10 protein-coding genes are annotated in these 17,361 nt (G+C 56.5%); 7 read left to right on the top strand and 3 right to left on the bottom strand.

Going from position 1 to position 17,361, the window contains the following annotated elements; all coding sequences use genetic code 11:
* Positions 1-521 precede the first annotated feature (521 nt).
* Positions 522-3,653 (top strand): discoidin domain-containing protein, encoded by a 3,132-nt coding sequence (locus WCO56_23555; GenBank protein ID MEI7732568.1) that lies wholly within the window; start codon positions 522-524, stop codon positions 3,651-3,653.
* A 154-nt stretch (positions 3,654-3,807) separates the two neighbouring features.
* On the opposite strand, the gene WCO56_23560 is transcribed toward WCO56_23555, so the two are convergent.
* Positions 3,808-4,872, bottom strand: a complete 1,065-nt coding sequence (locus WCO56_23560; GenBank protein ID MEI7732569.1) for a nucleoside hydrolase — start codon at positions 4,870-4,872, stop codon at positions 3,808-3,810.
* 343 nt (positions 4,873-5,215) lie between these two features.
* Between WCO56_23560 and WCO56_23565 the strand changes: the two genes are divergently transcribed.
* The 5 genes from WCO56_23565 to WCO56_23585 all read left to right on the top strand — a co-directional run bounded on the left by WCO56_23565 (position 5,216) and on the right by WCO56_23585 (position 13,060).
* Positions 5,216-5,974 (top strand): SDR family NAD(P)-dependent oxidoreductase, encoded by a 759-nt coding sequence (locus tag WCO56_23565; protein ID MEI7732570.1) that lies wholly within the window; start codon positions 5,216-5,218, stop codon positions 5,972-5,974.
* Positions 5,975-6,137: 163 nt separating this feature from the next.
* On the top strand, positions 6,138-7,613 hold the full coding sequence (locus tag WCO56_23570; protein ID MEI7732571.1) for a RidA family protein: 1,476 nt from the start codon (positions 6,138-6,140) through the stop codon (positions 7,611-7,613).
* Between the two features lie 95 nt (positions 7,614-7,708).
* Complete coding sequence (locus WCO56_23575; protein ID MEI7732572.1) at positions 7,709-9,364, top strand: DUF1553 domain-containing protein; 1,656 nt, start codon at positions 7,709-7,711, stop codon at positions 9,362-9,364.
* A gap of 33 nt (positions 9,365-9,397) precedes the next feature.
* A complete protein-coding gene (locus WCO56_23580) occupies positions 9,398-10,804 on the top strand; it encodes a DUF1501 domain-containing protein (GenBank protein ID MEI7732573.1) in 1,407 nt (468 codons plus the stop codon).
* Positions 10,805-10,819: 15 nt separating this feature from the next.
* A complete protein-coding gene (locus WCO56_23585; GenBank protein MEI7732574.1) occupies positions 10,820-13,060 on the top strand; it encodes a PPC domain-containing protein in 2,241 nt (746 codons plus the stop codon).
* Between the two features lie 43 nt (positions 13,061-13,103).
* On the opposite strand, the gene WCO56_23590 is transcribed toward WCO56_23585, so the two are convergent.
* Positions 13,104-13,913, bottom strand: a complete 810-nt coding sequence (locus WCO56_23590; protein ID MEI7732575.1) for a hypothetical protein — start codon at positions 13,911-13,913, stop codon at positions 13,104-13,106.
* A gap of 660 nt (positions 13,914-14,573) precedes the next feature.
* Here WCO56_23590 and WCO56_23595 point away from each other — a divergent pair.
* On the top strand, positions 14,574-15,164 hold the full coding sequence (locus WCO56_23595; protein ID MEI7732576.1) for an AAA family ATPase: 591 nt from the start codon (positions 14,574-14,576) through the stop codon (positions 15,162-15,164).
* A gap of 288 nt (positions 15,165-15,452) precedes the next feature.
* Here the strand turns inward: WCO56_23595 and WCO56_23600 are convergent, their stop codons facing one another.
* Positions 15,453-16,859: a glycoside hydrolase gene (locus WCO56_23600; protein ID MEI7732577.1), complete on the bottom strand. Its 1,407-nt coding sequence runs from the start codon at positions 16,857-16,859 to the stop codon at positions 15,453-15,455.
* Positions 16,860-17,361: the final 502 nt, after the last annotated feature.

The raw sequence follows: 17,361 nt of genomic DNA on the forward strand, positions 1-17,361 counted from the left end.
CCGCAAGGTTGCGTGCGCCTCAGTCCTACTCGACCCGGTTCATTTTTCTGCAAAAGTCTTTGGATTTCGGTCTTCGGACTTGTGCTCTTGTGTCAAAAAATCGTTTTCACACAATTTTCACACAATTTCCAAAACTCCACCGCCAACCCTTGTCGTAGCCGCCGCCGTGACTCGGCGCAAACTAAACAACCTCCTAATTTGCAATAACTTATGAACCAAGTCTCCCATAAAACTACCCTTTTACACCGCCCTCACTGGTGTAATTTTGGACTACTTTTGGAGTACTTGTCTTGGCTTTCTCTCCCATTGCACACCCGTCGCCGGGGGTCTTCATAACATCTGTCCACCAGCTCAACCAGAAATGCTAGGACATCGCAATCTGATAGCCGTAATTAAATTGGGCCGGAAAGTTACCACCGCTGGCCATCTTCAGTATTCCGTTATAATAGCCTGGCAAGTTGTAATTCTGACAGTCGAAATTTACTTTTGCATACCGCCACGTTTTTTTCTAACGTGGGGTCATGAAGACCACGCGCTTACTGATCCTGGCACTTTGGATGACCGGCCTGCAACTCACGGGCATGGCGGAAACGATTTCCCTGCAAGGCGATTGGCGCTGCCAGGTGGATAGCGAGAACAAGGGGGCGACCGAGCAATGGTTTGCCCGCGAGTTGTCCGGTACGATGAAGTTGCCCGGCACACTGGACGAAGCGGGGCTCGGCCCGAAGAATACCAAACCGCCGACGCTCGAAGGCCCCTACCGCCTCTATGATTACGCCGGCCCTGCGTGGTACCAGCGTGATATCGAGATTCCGGCAGCCTGGCAGGGGAAACGGGTGACGTTGTTTCTGGAACGCTGCCGCTGGGTGACCACCGTCTGGTTGGATGACAAGCGCATTGGCACCCAGGACAGCTTGATCGCGCCGCATCAATACGATTTCGGCACGGATGTAAAACCTGGCAAGCATCGGTTGACCATCTGCGTGGATAATACCGTCAAAATTAACCTCGGGAAGTTTGTGTCGGCCCTGTTCGGCGGCACGTGGGGCAATATGAATGGCATTGTGGGTCGTATGGAATTGGGGACCACCCCGCCGGTGTGGATTGAGGACCTCCAGGTTTACCCTCAGTTCGCAAGCAAAACGGTGCTCGTCAAGGGCCGCCTTGGGAATGCCACCGGCCAGGCCGGGCAAGGCACGCTGGGACTGAAGCTATCTTTTCACCATGATGCCAGACCCACACCGGTTCATAAAATTCAAGTGTCCTGGGATTCCAGCGGCGGCACGTTCAATGCGGAGTTGCCGATCACGGATGCCGGTCAAGGCGTAAAGCTTTGGGATGAATTCTCCCCCAATATGTATCAGGTGGATGCGTTTCTGAACGAGGGTGCGGACTGGAAGGCGGTCAGTTTTGGTTTCCGCAAGTTCGCAGTCAAAGGCACTCAGTTCACGCTGAACGACCGGCCAGTATATCTGCGCGGGACACTGGAGTGTTCGGTCTTTCCGCTCACCGGCTATCCGCCGACCGATGTGCCGGCGTGGCAGCGGATTTACCGGATCATGAAATCGTACGGCTTGAATCATATTCGCTTCCATTCGTGGTGCCCGCCGGAAGCGGCCTTCGCCGCCGCGGACGTGGAAGGCATCATAATCCAAGCCGAAGGGCCGCAAGCCAATGTCAATGTCGGCTCCGATCCGGCGCGCGATGCGTTCATCGAGGCGGAGTTCAAGCGCATCGTGGATACCTATGGCAATCATCCCTCCTTTTGCACCATGACGCTGGGCAACGAGTACGGCGGCAAGGATGAACTCTTGACGCGCTGGGTGGAGATGCTTATTCAGCGAGATCCGCGTCATCTCTATTCCTCGGCCTCCTCCGCGCAGACGACCACCAACCGGCAGTGGACGGAATCGCCCAGCGGCCGTGGCATTCCCGGTGCAGGCACGGAGCGCGATTTGAGCGCCATTGTGGCAAAGGATGCTCGACCAATCATCGGCCATGAGATCGGCCAATGGATGTACTTCCCGGATTTCAACGAGATGAAAAAATATACCGGCGTGATGGCGGTGAAGAATTTCGAGATGATCCGCGACGACCTGGAAAAGAAGCATCTGCTTGATCTTGCGCCGAAGTACGTGGATGCCAGCGGACGCTTCGCCACGCTGCTCTACAAGGAGGAAATCGAGGTGCTGCTGCGCACGCCGGGCTATGCCGGATTTTCTCTGCTCGACCTGCATGATTACCCGACCCAGGGTACCGCGCTGATCGGCCCGCTCGATCCGTTTTGGGAGTCGAAAGGATTCATCACCCCGGAAGCGTACCGGCGCTTCTGCGGGGCGACGGTGCCGCTGTTGCGGATGCCCAAGCGCACCTACGCCAGCGATGAACCGTTCACCGCCACTACCGATCTCGCGCACTACGGCTCGGCGGATTTGGAACGCGCGCAGCCAGTTTGGAAGATTACGGACGCCCAGGGGCGCGAGATTGCCGCCGGGCAGTTACCCGAGTTAAAGGTGCCGACCGGCAAACTGACGGCGCTCGGCGCAATCAACGCCTCGTTTGCCAAAGTCACCGCCGCCGGTAAACTGAAAGTGACGATTTCGTTGTCGGGCACGGAAATCTACAATGATTGGGAAATCTGGGTTTATCCCGCCAATGTGATGGCCCAGCCGCCGGCCAATGTCGTGGTGTGCGAGAAATGGGATAAGGCGCAGGCGGCGCTGGGCGAAGGGAAGAAAGTGGTGTACTTTGCCACCTCGGCTAATACCAAGACCTCCATGCGTGGCAAATATTTGCCGGTCTTCTGGAGCCCCGTCTGGTTCCCGAGCCAGAAACCCAATACCATGGGGCTGTTGTGCGACCCGCAGCATCCGCTGCTCGCGCAGTTCCCCACTGAGTTTCACAGCAACTGGCAATGGTACGAACTCATGCAGCGCTCGCGCCTGTTCATCCTCGATGAGACCCCCGCCGATTACCGTCCGCTGGTGCAGGTGATTGATAACTTCGCGCGCAACCACAAGCTCGGGGCGGTATTTGAGGGGCGCGTGGGAAGCGGCCAATTGCTGGTGTGCGGCTTCGACCTGCCGGCCATGGCAAAAGACCCGGCGGCGCGGCAATTGCTGGCCAGCCTGTACCAATACGTTGGTTCGCCGGCGTTTGCGCCGAAGCAGGAACTGGGTCTGGACCTGCTCGAAAAACTGTTTGTGCCGAAATACTCCAACCAGTTGCAAGCCCTGGGTGCCAAGGTTCGCGGGGACAGCCAGTTGGCTGATTATGCCGCCGAATACGCCGTGGATGGCGATCCCAATACCATGTGGCACACCCCGTGGAATGAACCCGCTCCCAAATTTCCGCATTACCTGATCGTCGAACTGCCGCAACCGGCCAAATTCGCTGGCCTCACCTGTCTTCCACGTCAGGACGGGAACCGCAACGGCTGGATCAAGGACTATGCGGTGCATGTCAGCGCCGACGGCAAGGATTGGGGTGCGCCGGTGGCCCAGGGGGCTTTCCCCCGCAACGACGGCTTGCAAACCGTGAAATTCGCGCAGCCGGTGACCACCCGGTTCCTGAAATTCATCGCCGTCAGCGGCTTCGACGCCACTAAGCCGTACGCCTCATTGGCTGAACTGGATGTAATTCCAGTGCCATAACGGATTTAAATCCGAAGTTCGAAGCCCGGAAGCCGAAAGAAATTCGAACGCCGAATTCTTAAACGGGAGTACCCTTCCTTCCGGTGGGGTGCGCACCGATGCGAGTTTGAATTATTTTAAAATAACTATTAAACGTATTTCCTGGGACGGTACCTTACTTGCTGGACGGCAGTCCTGGCGGTGGCTGGCTGCAAAGACGCACGAAGGTTTCCTTCAGTCGCGCCACTTGCAGGTCGTTGACAATCAGGAATGAATCCCGCCCGTTCTTTTTCGGGGTGAACCGGGTAAAGCCGTCCGCTTCGACGGTTACCTGTCCGGCTGAGGAAAGATCGAAGTAGCCGCGGTCCGGGAACACCGCATACAGTGCGGCAGTCAAATCCCATGTGGGGCGATCGTGCGGCGGCGGATTATACAGACAATACGCCTCGGCCACTGGATGGTGGGGGACGTATTGGTAATCCCGCTCGATGCTTACGGACGGATACGCGGCGGCAATACCGATTTCGTAACCGCTCCAAACAATGGGGGAGGGCCATTCGCGTTCCAATTTTTGCGCGGCGGGAATATCCTTGATCACGTTGTATTCCAGATAATGATTATTGTGCTTAATGGTTTGGAACGAGCCCGCCATGATGGAAAGCAGTTTCACCTTTTGCTTGATCAGTTCCTTGCCGTTCAATGGGGAGAACGCGTCTGGCTGCGAATCCAGCAGGGCTGCCAGGTTTGAAAAGAAACCCACCTGCACCAGGCACACCGAGCGATCCGGCTGCTGGCTCAGCGTATTGCGTATCAGTTGCACCGCCTCCGGCAGGGTTTGCCCGGTCAGCTTTTGCGGGAAGCGTGGTTTCCCGTCATCAGTTGCTTCGGCCAGCTTGAGGAATTTACTGCCGCCGGTGTCCACGGCGTTGGCACCCACGCCAATGGGGAGGTCTTCCCGCCCGTAAAAGGCATTCACCGCCGCCGTGAAGGGAGCGGCCAGCCGATCCTTTTTGGTGATGGTGACCGCCAGCAATTCGCACTGTCCCTGGCGTTGCAGCGCATGCAACATGGCCAATGCCATGACATCGTCCACGTCATTGCCAATGTCGGTATCGAAAATGATTTTGGCGGGTGTGATTGCGGCCCGCGAGGCGGATGCCTCGGCACCGGCAACCCAAACGGTTGGAGTTATTAGTACGGCCATCAGGCCGGACCATAGATATTTGCAATATGTATTCATAGTTTGTAAGTGATGTTTTTGCAAACAAGCGCACAGGACCTTAACCCGGCGCGACACGATATCTTGGGTGGCGTAATGATTCGGCATACTTGCTTGCCGTATTGATTAAACGCGCAGGCGACGGCGATCAAGTGAAATCGGAAGCGACGCAACGGTCGAGCCAGGGAATGTCTTGAATCATAATACCGATAAATGCGTTTCCCAAAACACCGTGGTCAGGTATCCTTTCTCCCAATGCTTGTTTGTACCAACAACATGAACACCAGCTTGATCTGGCCAGCGTCTGCCTCGCGCAACGAGGTACCCGCTTCGCCGGGCAGAACTTGTAAACCCGTATAACCCAATGAAACAAAACGAACTCAAAGGCAAAATCGCGCTCGTAACGGGCGCAAGTAAAGGACTTGGCAAGGCCATGGCGTTGGCCCTGGCCGAGGCTGGCGCAACTCTGGCGCTGGTTTCCCGTGATGAAAAATTGCTCACGGAAACCGCTAATGCCATTCGCGCACTGGGCACCGAGGCGGAAATCTTTCGCACCGATGTTGCGGACGAAGCCCAGGTTATCGCGCTGGAAAAGGCGGTGACGGCGCGCTTTGGTAAAATCCACATCCTTATCAACAACGCCGGCATCAATCTGCGGAAGCCCATCACCGACTTCACGCTGGAGGAGTGGACCCGGGTGCAAACCACCAACGTCACCAGCGCCTTTCTGATGTGCCGCGCGTTTGTGCCGCACCTGAAAGGGCAGGGATATGGCCGTATTATTAACCTGACCTCGATGATGAGCCATGTCTCGCTGCCGGGACGTACCGCGTACTCTACCAGTAAGACTGCGCTGCTGGGATTCACCAAGGCGTTGGCTTTGGAACTGGCCCCTGAAAAAATCACCGTCAACGGTATCAGCCCGGGGCCGTGCGCCACGGAAATTAACAAGGCGCTGATGGAAAATGCGGAACTGACGCAATTCTTCCTTTCACGCATCCCGTTGGGCCGCTGGGGCAAACCGGAGGAAGTGGCCCAAGTCGCGGTCTTTCTGTGTGCCGAGGCCGCCAGTTTTATCACGGGTACGGATATAGTTATTGATGGCGGCTGGCTTTCCCAGTAAGGTTTGCCGATGCACATTAGTAGAAAAGCATATCAGCAGCCTAAGGTGTGCTCTGGAGCCAGCCCATGGCGGCGAAGCCGGAGCGCAAGGATACCGTATTCAGGCGTCCGCCATCGCCACCAAGAAGTTGAATAAGCCATTAGCCCTTAACGTCGAAACTCAAATGCTCGCGACTCAAAAATGCCAAATACCGGCAGAGACAGTGGCACGGCTGAAAAGTAATTTCAGCCAGAATAGTACTGTCCGGATTCCAACCTCAGACGCTGTGGGCTCCACCAGCCGCTCCCCCATCGAGGAACAAGGCAACTCTCGGCCGGCAACGACCATAAAGCCTTCGCTGGCGAGTTGCCTCCACTCGTTCGAGGCTGGGGAGAGCCGGGTGTGCCTGGGCAGCCTCCGCCCGCAGTCTGGGACAACGCTGGCTGCGCAATTGCAGGACCTGCACGCTCAACTCGACACCTTCTTGGCCGAGCATGGCTTTAAACCGGGCGACATCGTCAAAGAAAACATCTTTTTAAGCCAGCGCAGCGCCAAAGCCGCCAGTCGGCGTTTTATCAAGGCCTACCATGTCGGTCAGATGCCGACCACCAGCTTTATCATCCAGCCACCTGCAAATGGCGCGCATATCGCCATGGAAGTTCTTGCGATCAAGGGGGATAAGGTTCAGGTCGAGAGAGTTAGTGAAAACCTGACAGTGGTCCGGGATTCCAATTGCCGCTGGGCGTATGTTGGGGGCGTGGAACCCGCAAAGGGCATCACCGATACCTACGCGCAGGCGCTAAGCTGTTTCACGAGGATGCACCATCATCTGCAAAAGGCGGGGTTTCATTTCAACCAAGTGGTGCGCACTTGGATTTATGTGCGTGACATCGTGGCGTGTGACCAAGACGACCTTTCCAACGAGCACAAACAGCGTTATCAAATCCTTAATGATGCTCGCCGCCAGTTCTTTACCACCGGCAACGAGGGGCGTCCGTTTACTTTCCCGTACAATCTTCCTCCCGCTTCGACGGGCATTGGCATGACTGAGGGAAATTATGTCATGGAATGCCTGGCGCTGGATATGCCCCAGACCGCCATCGAGATTAATCCCCTGAACAATCCCGAACAGATTGACGCCCATGCTTACTCACAAGAGGTTTTGGAGCGCGGTGCGGCGGCCATCAAGGCGGCACCACTGTTCTCGCGCGGGATGAGCATCCGGATGGATTACAAGATGCTGCTCATCTCAGGAACCGCCTCCATCAAAGGCCAGGAGACCATTTGCCTGGATGATCCCGAGGGCCAAACCCGCACCACGCTGGAAAATATTGACCTGGTGCTGGGACAAGCCCAGGCGACGTTGCGGGATGTGCAGCAAATGCGGGTCTATATTAAGAACAGTTCACGGGCCGCCGAACTTTCCCAACGCATCGAGGTCATCCGCAGGGTGGTACTGGCGACCATGCCGAACATCCCGATCCTGTTCGTAGTGGCGGATGTCTGCCGGGATAACCTGTTGGTCGAGATCGAAGCGCTTTCATTTTTGAAGGCTCGTGTCGGCAAGACGAAAACCGGGCAATCAGCGACAAAATCGGCTTTGAAACGCGTGGTGTCGTCTCGCACAACCGGCAGACGCACCATGCCGCGACGTAAGTAATGCGACTTGCGGTGGCGGGATGGCAGGCTTAAATTAGGCTTTGTGAGTCCTGATGACAACCAATACACGTAACGGTGTAACATAACGTGGATACAATGCATAAATTGGCGAATCGTGTGATGCTGGTGACCTGTTTCCTGACTGTCACGGGGATGGCCGCAGTTCCAGAGGTGGCGACCAATGTTTTTGAAAGCTCCGTGGCACCAACCCCGGAGAGCAAGATTGATAAACTGGTATTTTCCGAACTGGCGCGGTTGAAAATTCATCCTGTCCTGTGCTCGGATGCCGTGTTTGTGCGCCGTGTCTATCTGGACGTGATCGGCACCCTGCCCACCGCGAAAGAGGCTCGGGACTTTATTCAAGATACCGACACCAAGAACAAGCGTAGCCGCTTGATTGATCAATTGTTGGAGCGGGAAGAGTATTCCGATTATTGGGCGATGAAATGGGGCGACGTGCTCCGAATCAAGGCGGAGTTCCCGGTGAATCTCTGGCCCAACGCAGCGCAGGCCTATCACCGGTATGTCCGCGCCTCCCTCGTTGAGAATAAACCGTACGACAAATTTGCCCGTGAGCTGCTCACCTCCAGCGGCAGCAATTTCCGTGAGGGTCCGGTCAACTTCTATCGGGCCATCCAAAACAAGACGCCGGAAGGCATTGCGGGAGCGGTGGCTTTGACGTTCATGGGTGTGCGGGCTGAGGCATGGCCACCGGAACAACTGAAGGGCATGACGGCGTTTTTCTCGCAAGTTGGTTACAAGGCGACACGGGAATGGAAGGAAGAGATTGTCTTCTGGGACCCGCTTAATTCCGCCGAATGGTCCACCAACACCGCCTCACAAGGGGGAACGCTACCGCCCACCAATAGTCCACCGTTGGCGGCTATTTTTCCGGACGGAACCAAGATCAAACTATCCCCGAATCGGGATCCGAGGGAAGTCTTTACCGATTGGCTGATCACTCCGAAGAATCCTTGGTTCACGCGCAGCATTGCGAATCGGGTCTGGGCCTGGCTGCTGGGGCGCGGCATCATCCACGAGCCGGATGATATTCGGAAGGACAATCCGCCGAGCAATCCAGCCTTGATGACTTACCTGGAGAAGGAACTTATTGCGGGCCGATACGATCTGAAGCGCCTCTATCGCTTAATCTTGAATTCAAAAACCTACCAGCTCTCCGCGATGCCACGTTTTGAAGGGCCAAAAGCCGAGGCCAATTTCGCCAGTTATCCGTTGCGCCGTTTGGATGCCGAGGTGTTGATTGACGCGATTAACAAAATCACTGGTGGCTCGGACTTGTACACCAGCCCCATCCCAGAACCGTTTACTTATATCCCGGCGGATAAACCGTCCGTGGCCCTGCCTGATGGCAGCATCACCAGCCCTTTCCTGGGCTTGTTTGGACGTTCCGCCCGGGCCACCGGCATGGATAATGAACGCAATAACCGGCCAGTGCCAAGCCAATGGCTGCACCTGCTCAATTCGAGCCATATCCAGCGCAAGATTGATCAAGGTCCCAAACTCAAGGCCATCTTTGATTCGGGACGCAAGCAGGCTGAAATTGTGGAGGACCTGTACCTGACCATTCTTTCGCGCTACCCGACTTCGGAGGAAGTAAAAACCGCCCTCGCGTATGGCGCACCCACCGTGACGGCCAAAACCGGCAAATCCGGTGGCTGGAAGCGGCGGGAAGACTGGGTGGATATTACCTGGGCATTGATCAACAGCACGGAGTTTTTGTATCACCATTGACGGCTGAGTACAAAGCCAAGAGAAAGTAATACTATGAGCACAAACCAAAATCCAAATCGCGTGCTAACCAGCGCGGAGACCATGGGTATGTCGTTAAGCCTGCCGATGTCCAGACGTGACGTCCTGCGGGTCGGCATGTTCAGCACGGCGGGCATGATGCTCGCCAACAGCGGGGTTTTGAGTGCGGCAGAGGTTGCGCCCCCCGTGGCACCGGTCAGCGCCTGGACTGGCAAACCCAAAGCCAAGTCGGTGATTCAAATTTTCCTGTGGGGCGGCATGTCGCACAATGACACTTGGGATCCAAAACCAGACTCGGGTGTGGAGTACATGGGGGAATTCGCCAAGGCCATTCCCACCAATGTGGACGGAATCCAGATCGGCGAACTATTTCCCAACCTTGCGAAACAGGCCGACAAGTATGCCTTGATCCGCAGCATGACTCACCGCAATAACGGTCATGAAACGGCTGCCTACCTCATGCAGACCGCGCACGCACCCGGCGAGCGTCTGGCGTATCCCAGCGTCGGCGCGGTATTCTCGTTGTTCAAGAGCAAGACTTACAAGGGGATGATCCCACCTTATGTGGTGCTGACCCAACCGCAGGGCCGGTTTTCTGAAGAGGGCTTTTTGGGGCCGAGGTTAAAACCGTTTGCCACCGGTGGTGACCCGAGCGCGCCCCGCTTTGAAGTGGAAGGCGTCATCTCACGAGGCATTACCGATGACCGGCAGAAAAGCCGGCGCGAATTGCTTGGCAAGATGAACACCATGGGCAACGAGATGGCCGCCAGCCCACAGTTGGCGGTGTCCGAGGAGGCGAAAAAGCAGGCCTATGAATTAATTCTCGGCAAGGGCCGCGAGGTCTTTGATCTCTCGCTGGAAAAAGCGGAATTGCGGGATCGGTACGGTCGGCACATCTTCGGGCAGGATTGCCTGGCGGCGCGGCGCATGGTTGAGGCGGGTGTGCCTTATATCGTCATCAACTATCCCGGTGGGTGGGATACGCATAGCAATCACTTTCAGACCATGCGCCGGCAATGTCCGAACCTCGACCAGGGATTGGCGATGCTGCTTCAGGATTTGCACGATCACGGCTTGTTGGAAAGCACTATCGTCTGGTGTTGCGGCGAATTTGGCCGTGGTCCCAAGATTGATTGGCAACCGCCGTGGAATGGTGGTCGCAACCATTATGGCAACGTCTTTACCGCCTTGGTCGCTGGTGGTGGGTTCAAAGGCGGCCATATCGTTGGTTCGTCCGATAAGCGGGCGGAGGAGGTTCAGGATCGGCCCGTGTACCCGGTGGACCTGCTCGGTAGCATCTATGCCTTGAGCGGCATTGACGCGACTGCCAAATTACCGCATCCCATGGGCCTCGATGCGCATGTTTTACCAGCCGCCTCTGAGGGCGCGAAATCGGCGGGGATTTTGACCGAGATCATGTAGAGGCCGGCGCGACTTATGAACAAAATTCAATGGTTTGGGATTCTGGGACTGGCCGGATGGCTGATGCTGGCACATGAAGGGCAGGCCCAGACGCGCCCATATCTCGGTTTTGTTTATCCCGCTGGCGGCCAGCAGGGCACCTTGTTCCAAGTCAAGTTGGGTGGACAAGGTTTGGAAAGTATTGATGCGGTGATGGTTTCCGGCACGGGGGTGACGGCCAAAGTGGTGGATTATCAGAGGTTTCTTGGCCCACAGGAGATCACGTTGTTGAACGAGCAAATGCGGGAGTTAAAGCGTGCGAAGACAGTCGTCGCCTCGGCAACCATGATGTCGTCCGATGCCGCGATGATGACTTCCGGGGATGCCATGATGATGTCTTCGGGGACGTCTTCCGGGAAAACGGCGGCCCAACGGCTTAACGTTACCAACGCCACCCAACAGCTCATTGCCAGGATTGAGAGACGGACGCGCGAAAACGTGAACCGTCCGGCCTGCCCCTCGCTGGCCAACCTCGTGTATCTCGAAGTTACGATTGATGCCAACGCGCCGCCGGGCGAACGAGAGCTACGGTTGGTGACACTGCGCGGCGGCCCCTCGAACCCGCTGGTCTTCCATGTGGGGCAAGTGCCGGAAGTGTGCCGGAAGCCAATGCTTACCGCTGCCTTCCAGGTGCTCGGCAAAGAAGACCTGGCTCTGCGCAAGCGGCCGGAGGAGGAAGCGGAGGTTCGCATCACTGTGCCCTGCACCATGAATGGACAGATTGCCTCGGGGGAAGTGAACCGCTACCGGTTTGAGGCGCGCAAAGGTCAGCGCTTGGTCATCAGCACCCAAGGGCGGCAACTGATGCCGTACATTGCGGATGCCGTTCCCGGTTGGTTTCAACCGGTGCTGGCGCTTCAAGACGCGAGTGGGAAAGAGGTGGCGTTTGACGACGATTATCGCTTCAAGCCCGATCCGATCATTTTCTACGAAGTGCCTAAAGACGGCGAATATGTGTTGTCCATGTTCGATAGCATCTATCGCGGGCGCGAGGATTTCGTTTACCGTATCACCATTGGCGAACTGCCGATGATCACGAGCATCTTCCCGTTGGGTGGCCAGGTGGGCGCGTCGGTGGATATCAAGATGAAAGGCTGGAATCTTGCGGACGCCGTGCTGACGCCACCCGCCGCCAACGCCCGACCGGGAATCCATCTGCTGGCCGCCAACCGCAAAGACCTTGTTTCCAACCGCGTGCCGTTCATGCTGGACACCCTGCCGGATACCTTTGAGAAGGAACCCAACGACACCCCGGCGCGCGCCCAGAAAGTGCAACTCCCCATCATTATCAACGGGCGCATGGATAAAACGGATGACGTGGATGTGTTCCAATTCGAGGGCAAAGCTGGCGAAAACGTATTCGTGGAAGCGTATGCGCGCCGATTGGATTCTCCGATGGACCCCGTCATCAAACTCACCGATGCCAGCGGCAAACTGCTGGGCTTCAGTGATGATCGCGAGGATCTGGGGGCGGGCGTAAACACCCACCATGCCGATTGTTATTTTTCCGTCAAACTTCCCGCCGATGGCGCCTATTACGTGCATATCGCAGACACCTCGCGCAAGAGCGGTGAGGAGTATGCCTACCGCCTGCGCATCAGCGCGCCGCGACCTGATTTTGCCTTGCGGGTGGTGCCTTCAAGCTTGGGCATTCGTGGCCGGACCACCGCCTCCGTCAGCATTCACGTCGTTCGCAAGGATGGTTTCACCGGCCCCATCAAGCTGGGCTTGAAAAATCCGCCGAAAGGATTCTCGGCCATGCCCATTACCCTCTCGGGGACTCAGGCAGTGGCACGGCTGACAATTAAATCCGACCTCATCGCGACAAAAGATCCGGTCAACCTCACTGTGGAAGGCACCGCCAAACTCCCGGATCGGGAGATCACGCATGAAGCCGTGCCGGCGGAAGATCGGATGCAAGCATTCCTGTGGCGGCACCTCGTTCCGGCCCAGGAATTCAAAGTCGCGGTGTTCGACCCTTCGTACGAACCACCCCCCAAACGCGTGCCGCAGGCCCATTCGACGCCCAAGGTCGTCGCCAAGGTCGAGCCGACCAAGACGGTGTCCTCGGGTTCCACCACCAATGCGACAACGAAGCTTAAGTTCTCCAAGAATCAGATCGCCGGACGCTTGCGTCAACTCAAGCTGCTCTATGAAGAGGGGCTGCTCACCGACGCTTTCTATGGAGACAAAGTCGCGGAATGCGAAACGCAGTGACCTTCCACTGTGGATTGCCGATTTCGGGAACAGGCGGTTGGTCTTATCCGAGGTTTGAATTGTTTCTTCCCGGTTTCAGCCGCTGAAACCGCGCCACAAACAGGAAGAAGACGCCTGGGCCGAACGCCAACAGCATCAGGCACACCCCCGTCACGATCCCCAAAAAAGTTCCCGCTGGCGCGCAGCAATCGTGCCGCCCGCGCACGATGACATGACTCGGCAGGGCCACCAGGAATTCGAGGATGCTCCCTTTCAGCAACCAGTGCAGGAGGCGGCGATTCAGTTTCTCCGGTTCATCGCGGCGTGTGCATTGGTGGAAGATGAGCGCCCAGGCAGCCCAGAGCAACCCCAGCATCGCCAGAATGCCTAGGCTGATGCGCGTGCTTTTATCGAGCGAGAAGCCCAGAAACTTTTCCATTGTTTGAATCACCGGGCTGGCCGTGTCATCTGAAAATCCGGCATTCACCCAATACTCCAATAGATCCGGGCCCCCGCCGTCCCCATAGGCCAAACCGTAAAAGCAGCAAACCCCCGCGCCCACCAGGCAGGTCATCAGGAACGCCCCGGTAATCACCGGCACCAGCAACTTCCGGCGGGGAGTGGGGCGTTCCCGCGCAATATCCAGCGGCACCAGCAACATCAGCCCCTGGCACAACCCCAGAAATCCCAGCAGCACCCAGTAACCCCATTCCTGATACGCGAGGATGCCTTTCCGCCACGAGTCTGGTTCGGGAATCCACCAATGCCGGTCCCCCAAATCCCAGTTCGCCGCGCCCAAATAGCAGAGGGGAAAGGTCAAGAACGCCAACCCGGCGACGTACAACAAAACCGTGATGATTGCCCAACGTCTCATGCAAAGTATTCCATAAAACTATGGCCAGAGTGTGAACTGGGAATGGGCCGGGCACAATGTTTCTTTGGCAAGGCCTGAACCTAATCCCCAAGCTGATTTAATGATGCTGAAATATAGGAAATCGCAACATGGCAAAAAGACGGAATGGCTGATCCGGGCAACTGGTGGATGCCAATGGGACAGATGGGGCGGATAGGACTTATGGAAAAAGGAGACTGATTCGCGAGGATTCACGTGATCAGCGGGCGGACAATATTCATGTCATTCATAAGGCCAGAATATCATGCGTCCGAGAAAGGTGGTTGCCGCTGGGAGGAAAATAAATCAGGGAAGAACACCCTCACCGCAAGCCGAGATGGCAATGAGATCCCCAGAGTTGCCCCCTCCCCACGAACCCCCGCTTCCAGGTTCATGGGTTCAAAGAGCGAAAGTCGTTGGTTCGGGGAAGTCTCACCTTATTTTCGGCATTCCTTTTCCAAATTTGAAAATTCCACGGGTACATATCCCTTGCTCAGGAAAGGTCTTCATGCTTTGCTTGTGGACCAATAGATGAACTTGGATCACTTGCTTATGTCGTTGCCGACTGTAACCAAAACCGAATGGGTGGAGTTCTGCCAGTTGCCGTACGCCACCCGCCGTATTTTGGGAGATTAACTCGTCATGCCTCAACCCCATACACCTGTTGTCTATGTTATCGCCGGGCCGAACGGAGCAGGAAAAACCACGTTCGCGCGCGAATTCCTGCCCGCCGCTCGCGTGGTGGAATTTCTGAACGCCGACCTGCTGGCCGCTGGCCTGTCGCCATTCCAGCCGGGTGCTATGGCTGTGCGTTCGGCGCGACTGCTCTTGGGGCGCTGGCGGGAACTGCTGATGTTACGGAGAGACTTCGCCTTCGAGAGCACCTTGAGCGGACGCACTTACGCCACCATGTTACGCGCAGCCCGTACGGCGGGCTATGAAGTTCGCCTGTGTTATCTGTGGCTGCCTAATGTCAGCATGTCGTTGCGCCGCGTCCGCCAGCGGGTCCGTAAAGGTGGCCATGATGTGCCGGAAGCCGATTTGCGCCGACGCTTTTTGCCGAGTTTACAGAATTTTTTCTCGTTATATCTCCCTTTGGCGGATGAAGCCTTGCTGTTTAACGCGGCGGGTATTCCGCCACAATTGGTCGCCCGGTGGAAAGGCCAGACGGCCCTGCTGATCAAGCCCGAACTTTATGACCACATCCAAAAACAAATCGAAGCCGGTTGCTAAATCACGGACCGCGTCATCGCCCTTCGTCGTCAAGGCGCAACGGGCCATCCGCAAGGCGCAGCAGACCGCCGCGCGTGAAAATGCGCGCTATGGCTTGCCAATGATTGTCCAAGCAACTCATTGATCACCATTTCCACTCGAATTATTTCCACCCCCCTGGCGGAAACCAACTTCCCGGGCATTCTACTATGCTGCCTCCAAGAATGACAGGAGTACTGTCCGTCAGCCAAACTCTCGACCGCGAATCGCACTCCTTTTCCCATTCGTCTTCTCTTTTTTACGGTGTCATCACCGCAAACCAACCACAATGGTGGTGATGGAGTTGGGCGGGAGAGTCAGGGCGATGGTTTTGCCGGTCAGCGGTAACGAACCAAGCGGGAGGCAATCTTCGGTTTCGGAAGTTCGGAAGGCCACCGCCTGACCGCGCACGGATGGAAACTTGCCCAGGTCGAGCTGGGCTTGCCGCGCTGATTCCGCTGGTTGGCAGATGACCACACAGAGTTGATCGCCCGCAGAGCTGAGCGCGGCGAGCGTGCTGGCCGGTTGACTGCCGATAATGGTGGAACCGGCGCGCAGGAAACGCGAAAACTGGCAGCGCACCGAGTAGGCTTTGGTCACCTGAAAAGTCTTGTGCTCATAATCCCCGGCAAGCAATCCCCAAGGCGACGCGCCTTTGGTCATGATCTGCCAATCGAGCCAGGCGACGGGCTGCAGCTCGCGCAAGTCGGTGATGATGCGCTGGGCCATGAACAAGTAATTGGCCAAGCCGGAGGACTTGACGTGCAAAGGACCGCTCTCGGATTGCCACAGGCGTTTCTGATAGCGGGCCACCGCTCGCTGCAATTCCTTGCGCTGGGAACCGAAATACGTGTGGGCGTTAATCTGACCAATCAGCGGCCAGAGATTGTTGGCGGTGTACCCTTGGTTACCGGTCAGCGCGCGCAGGCAATGATCAACGTTGTTGGCGTCCATGGCGCTGACCTGGGTATAGCCGAGAAGTCCCTTGGCGGAGAGCTTCTGGTTCAGCGCACGAATCAGGATGACCTGTTTATCCAGTGTGAACTGGCAACCTTCCTGTTTGTTCCGGGCCTTCCACCAGTCGGCATCCGGCTCGTTCATGGGGGCGATGGTGCGAAACACCACGCCGTGCTTTTCCTTATAATATTTGACGACCTCGGTGAGGTAATCCGCGAACTCCCCATAGCAATCGTCGCGCAGGTTATTCGAGCCATCGGTGTTCCCGGCCGCGCAGCCGCTCTTGGACATCCAATACGGCGGCGCATTGGCGAACGCCTCCAGAATCAGATCGCTGCGTTTGCCTTTCAGGGCCAGCAGAATGGCACGCTGCCGGGCATCCGCGCTCCAGTCATAGGGCTGCTGCGGCCCCGGACGATACCCCGGCATGGCGCCGCCATCCCCGCGCATGTGGTGATGATCTGGCGCATCCCCGCCACCGATATTGAAGCGAAAGATATTAAAATTCAGATTCGTCGGGGACGTGATCAGCGTGGCCAGCTTCTCGATCTGGTCCGGCGGAAAATCCCCGGCCATATTGGCCCACCAACACAGGGAAGCGCCCCAGCCTTCAAGGCGCTGAAAGCGGGAGCCGGGATCCACCGAAATCTGGAGCGGCTGAGCCTGAATCGGCCAGCCCAGCATCCATCCCAAAAGGGTTATGATTAACCATCGTTTCACGGGGAGCCATTGTTAGATGGGCCAGCCAATAGCGCAACACCAAAGCCGACAGTTAAGATTGCGTGGTCGAGCACAATGGAATGAATGCGCAAGGCGGGCTGCAATGAGTGATTTCGCTGAAATTGGGTCTCCTTTGGAGCGTTGTTAGCGGCGAAACCATTTTTAACGCTACTGTAAGTTTCTACATACCGCTTCTGAAGCTTTGGAAGGCCACTGTATATTTTTACATATGGCTTCGGAATGTTTGGAAGGCCACTGTAAGTTTCTACATGCCATTTCCAAACGTTCGGAAAGCCACTGTAAGTTTATGCATACCGTTTCTGAACCTTTGGAAGGTCACTGTAAGTTTTTACATAGCCCTTCGGAACGTTTGGAAGGCCGCTGTAACTTTTTACATGCCGTTTCCAAACGTTTGGAAGGCCATTGTAGGTTTCTACATGCCACTTCGGGAGGCTATAAATATTTTCGTGTAAGTGGCCGACGATAGCTGAGAGGATAAGAA

It is taken from the genome of Verrucomicrobiota bacterium (genome assembly GCA_037139415.1).
In the GTDB taxonomy this organism is placed as follows: Bacteria; Verrucomicrobiota; Verrucomicrobiia; order Limisphaerales; family Fontisphaeraceae; genus JBAXGN01.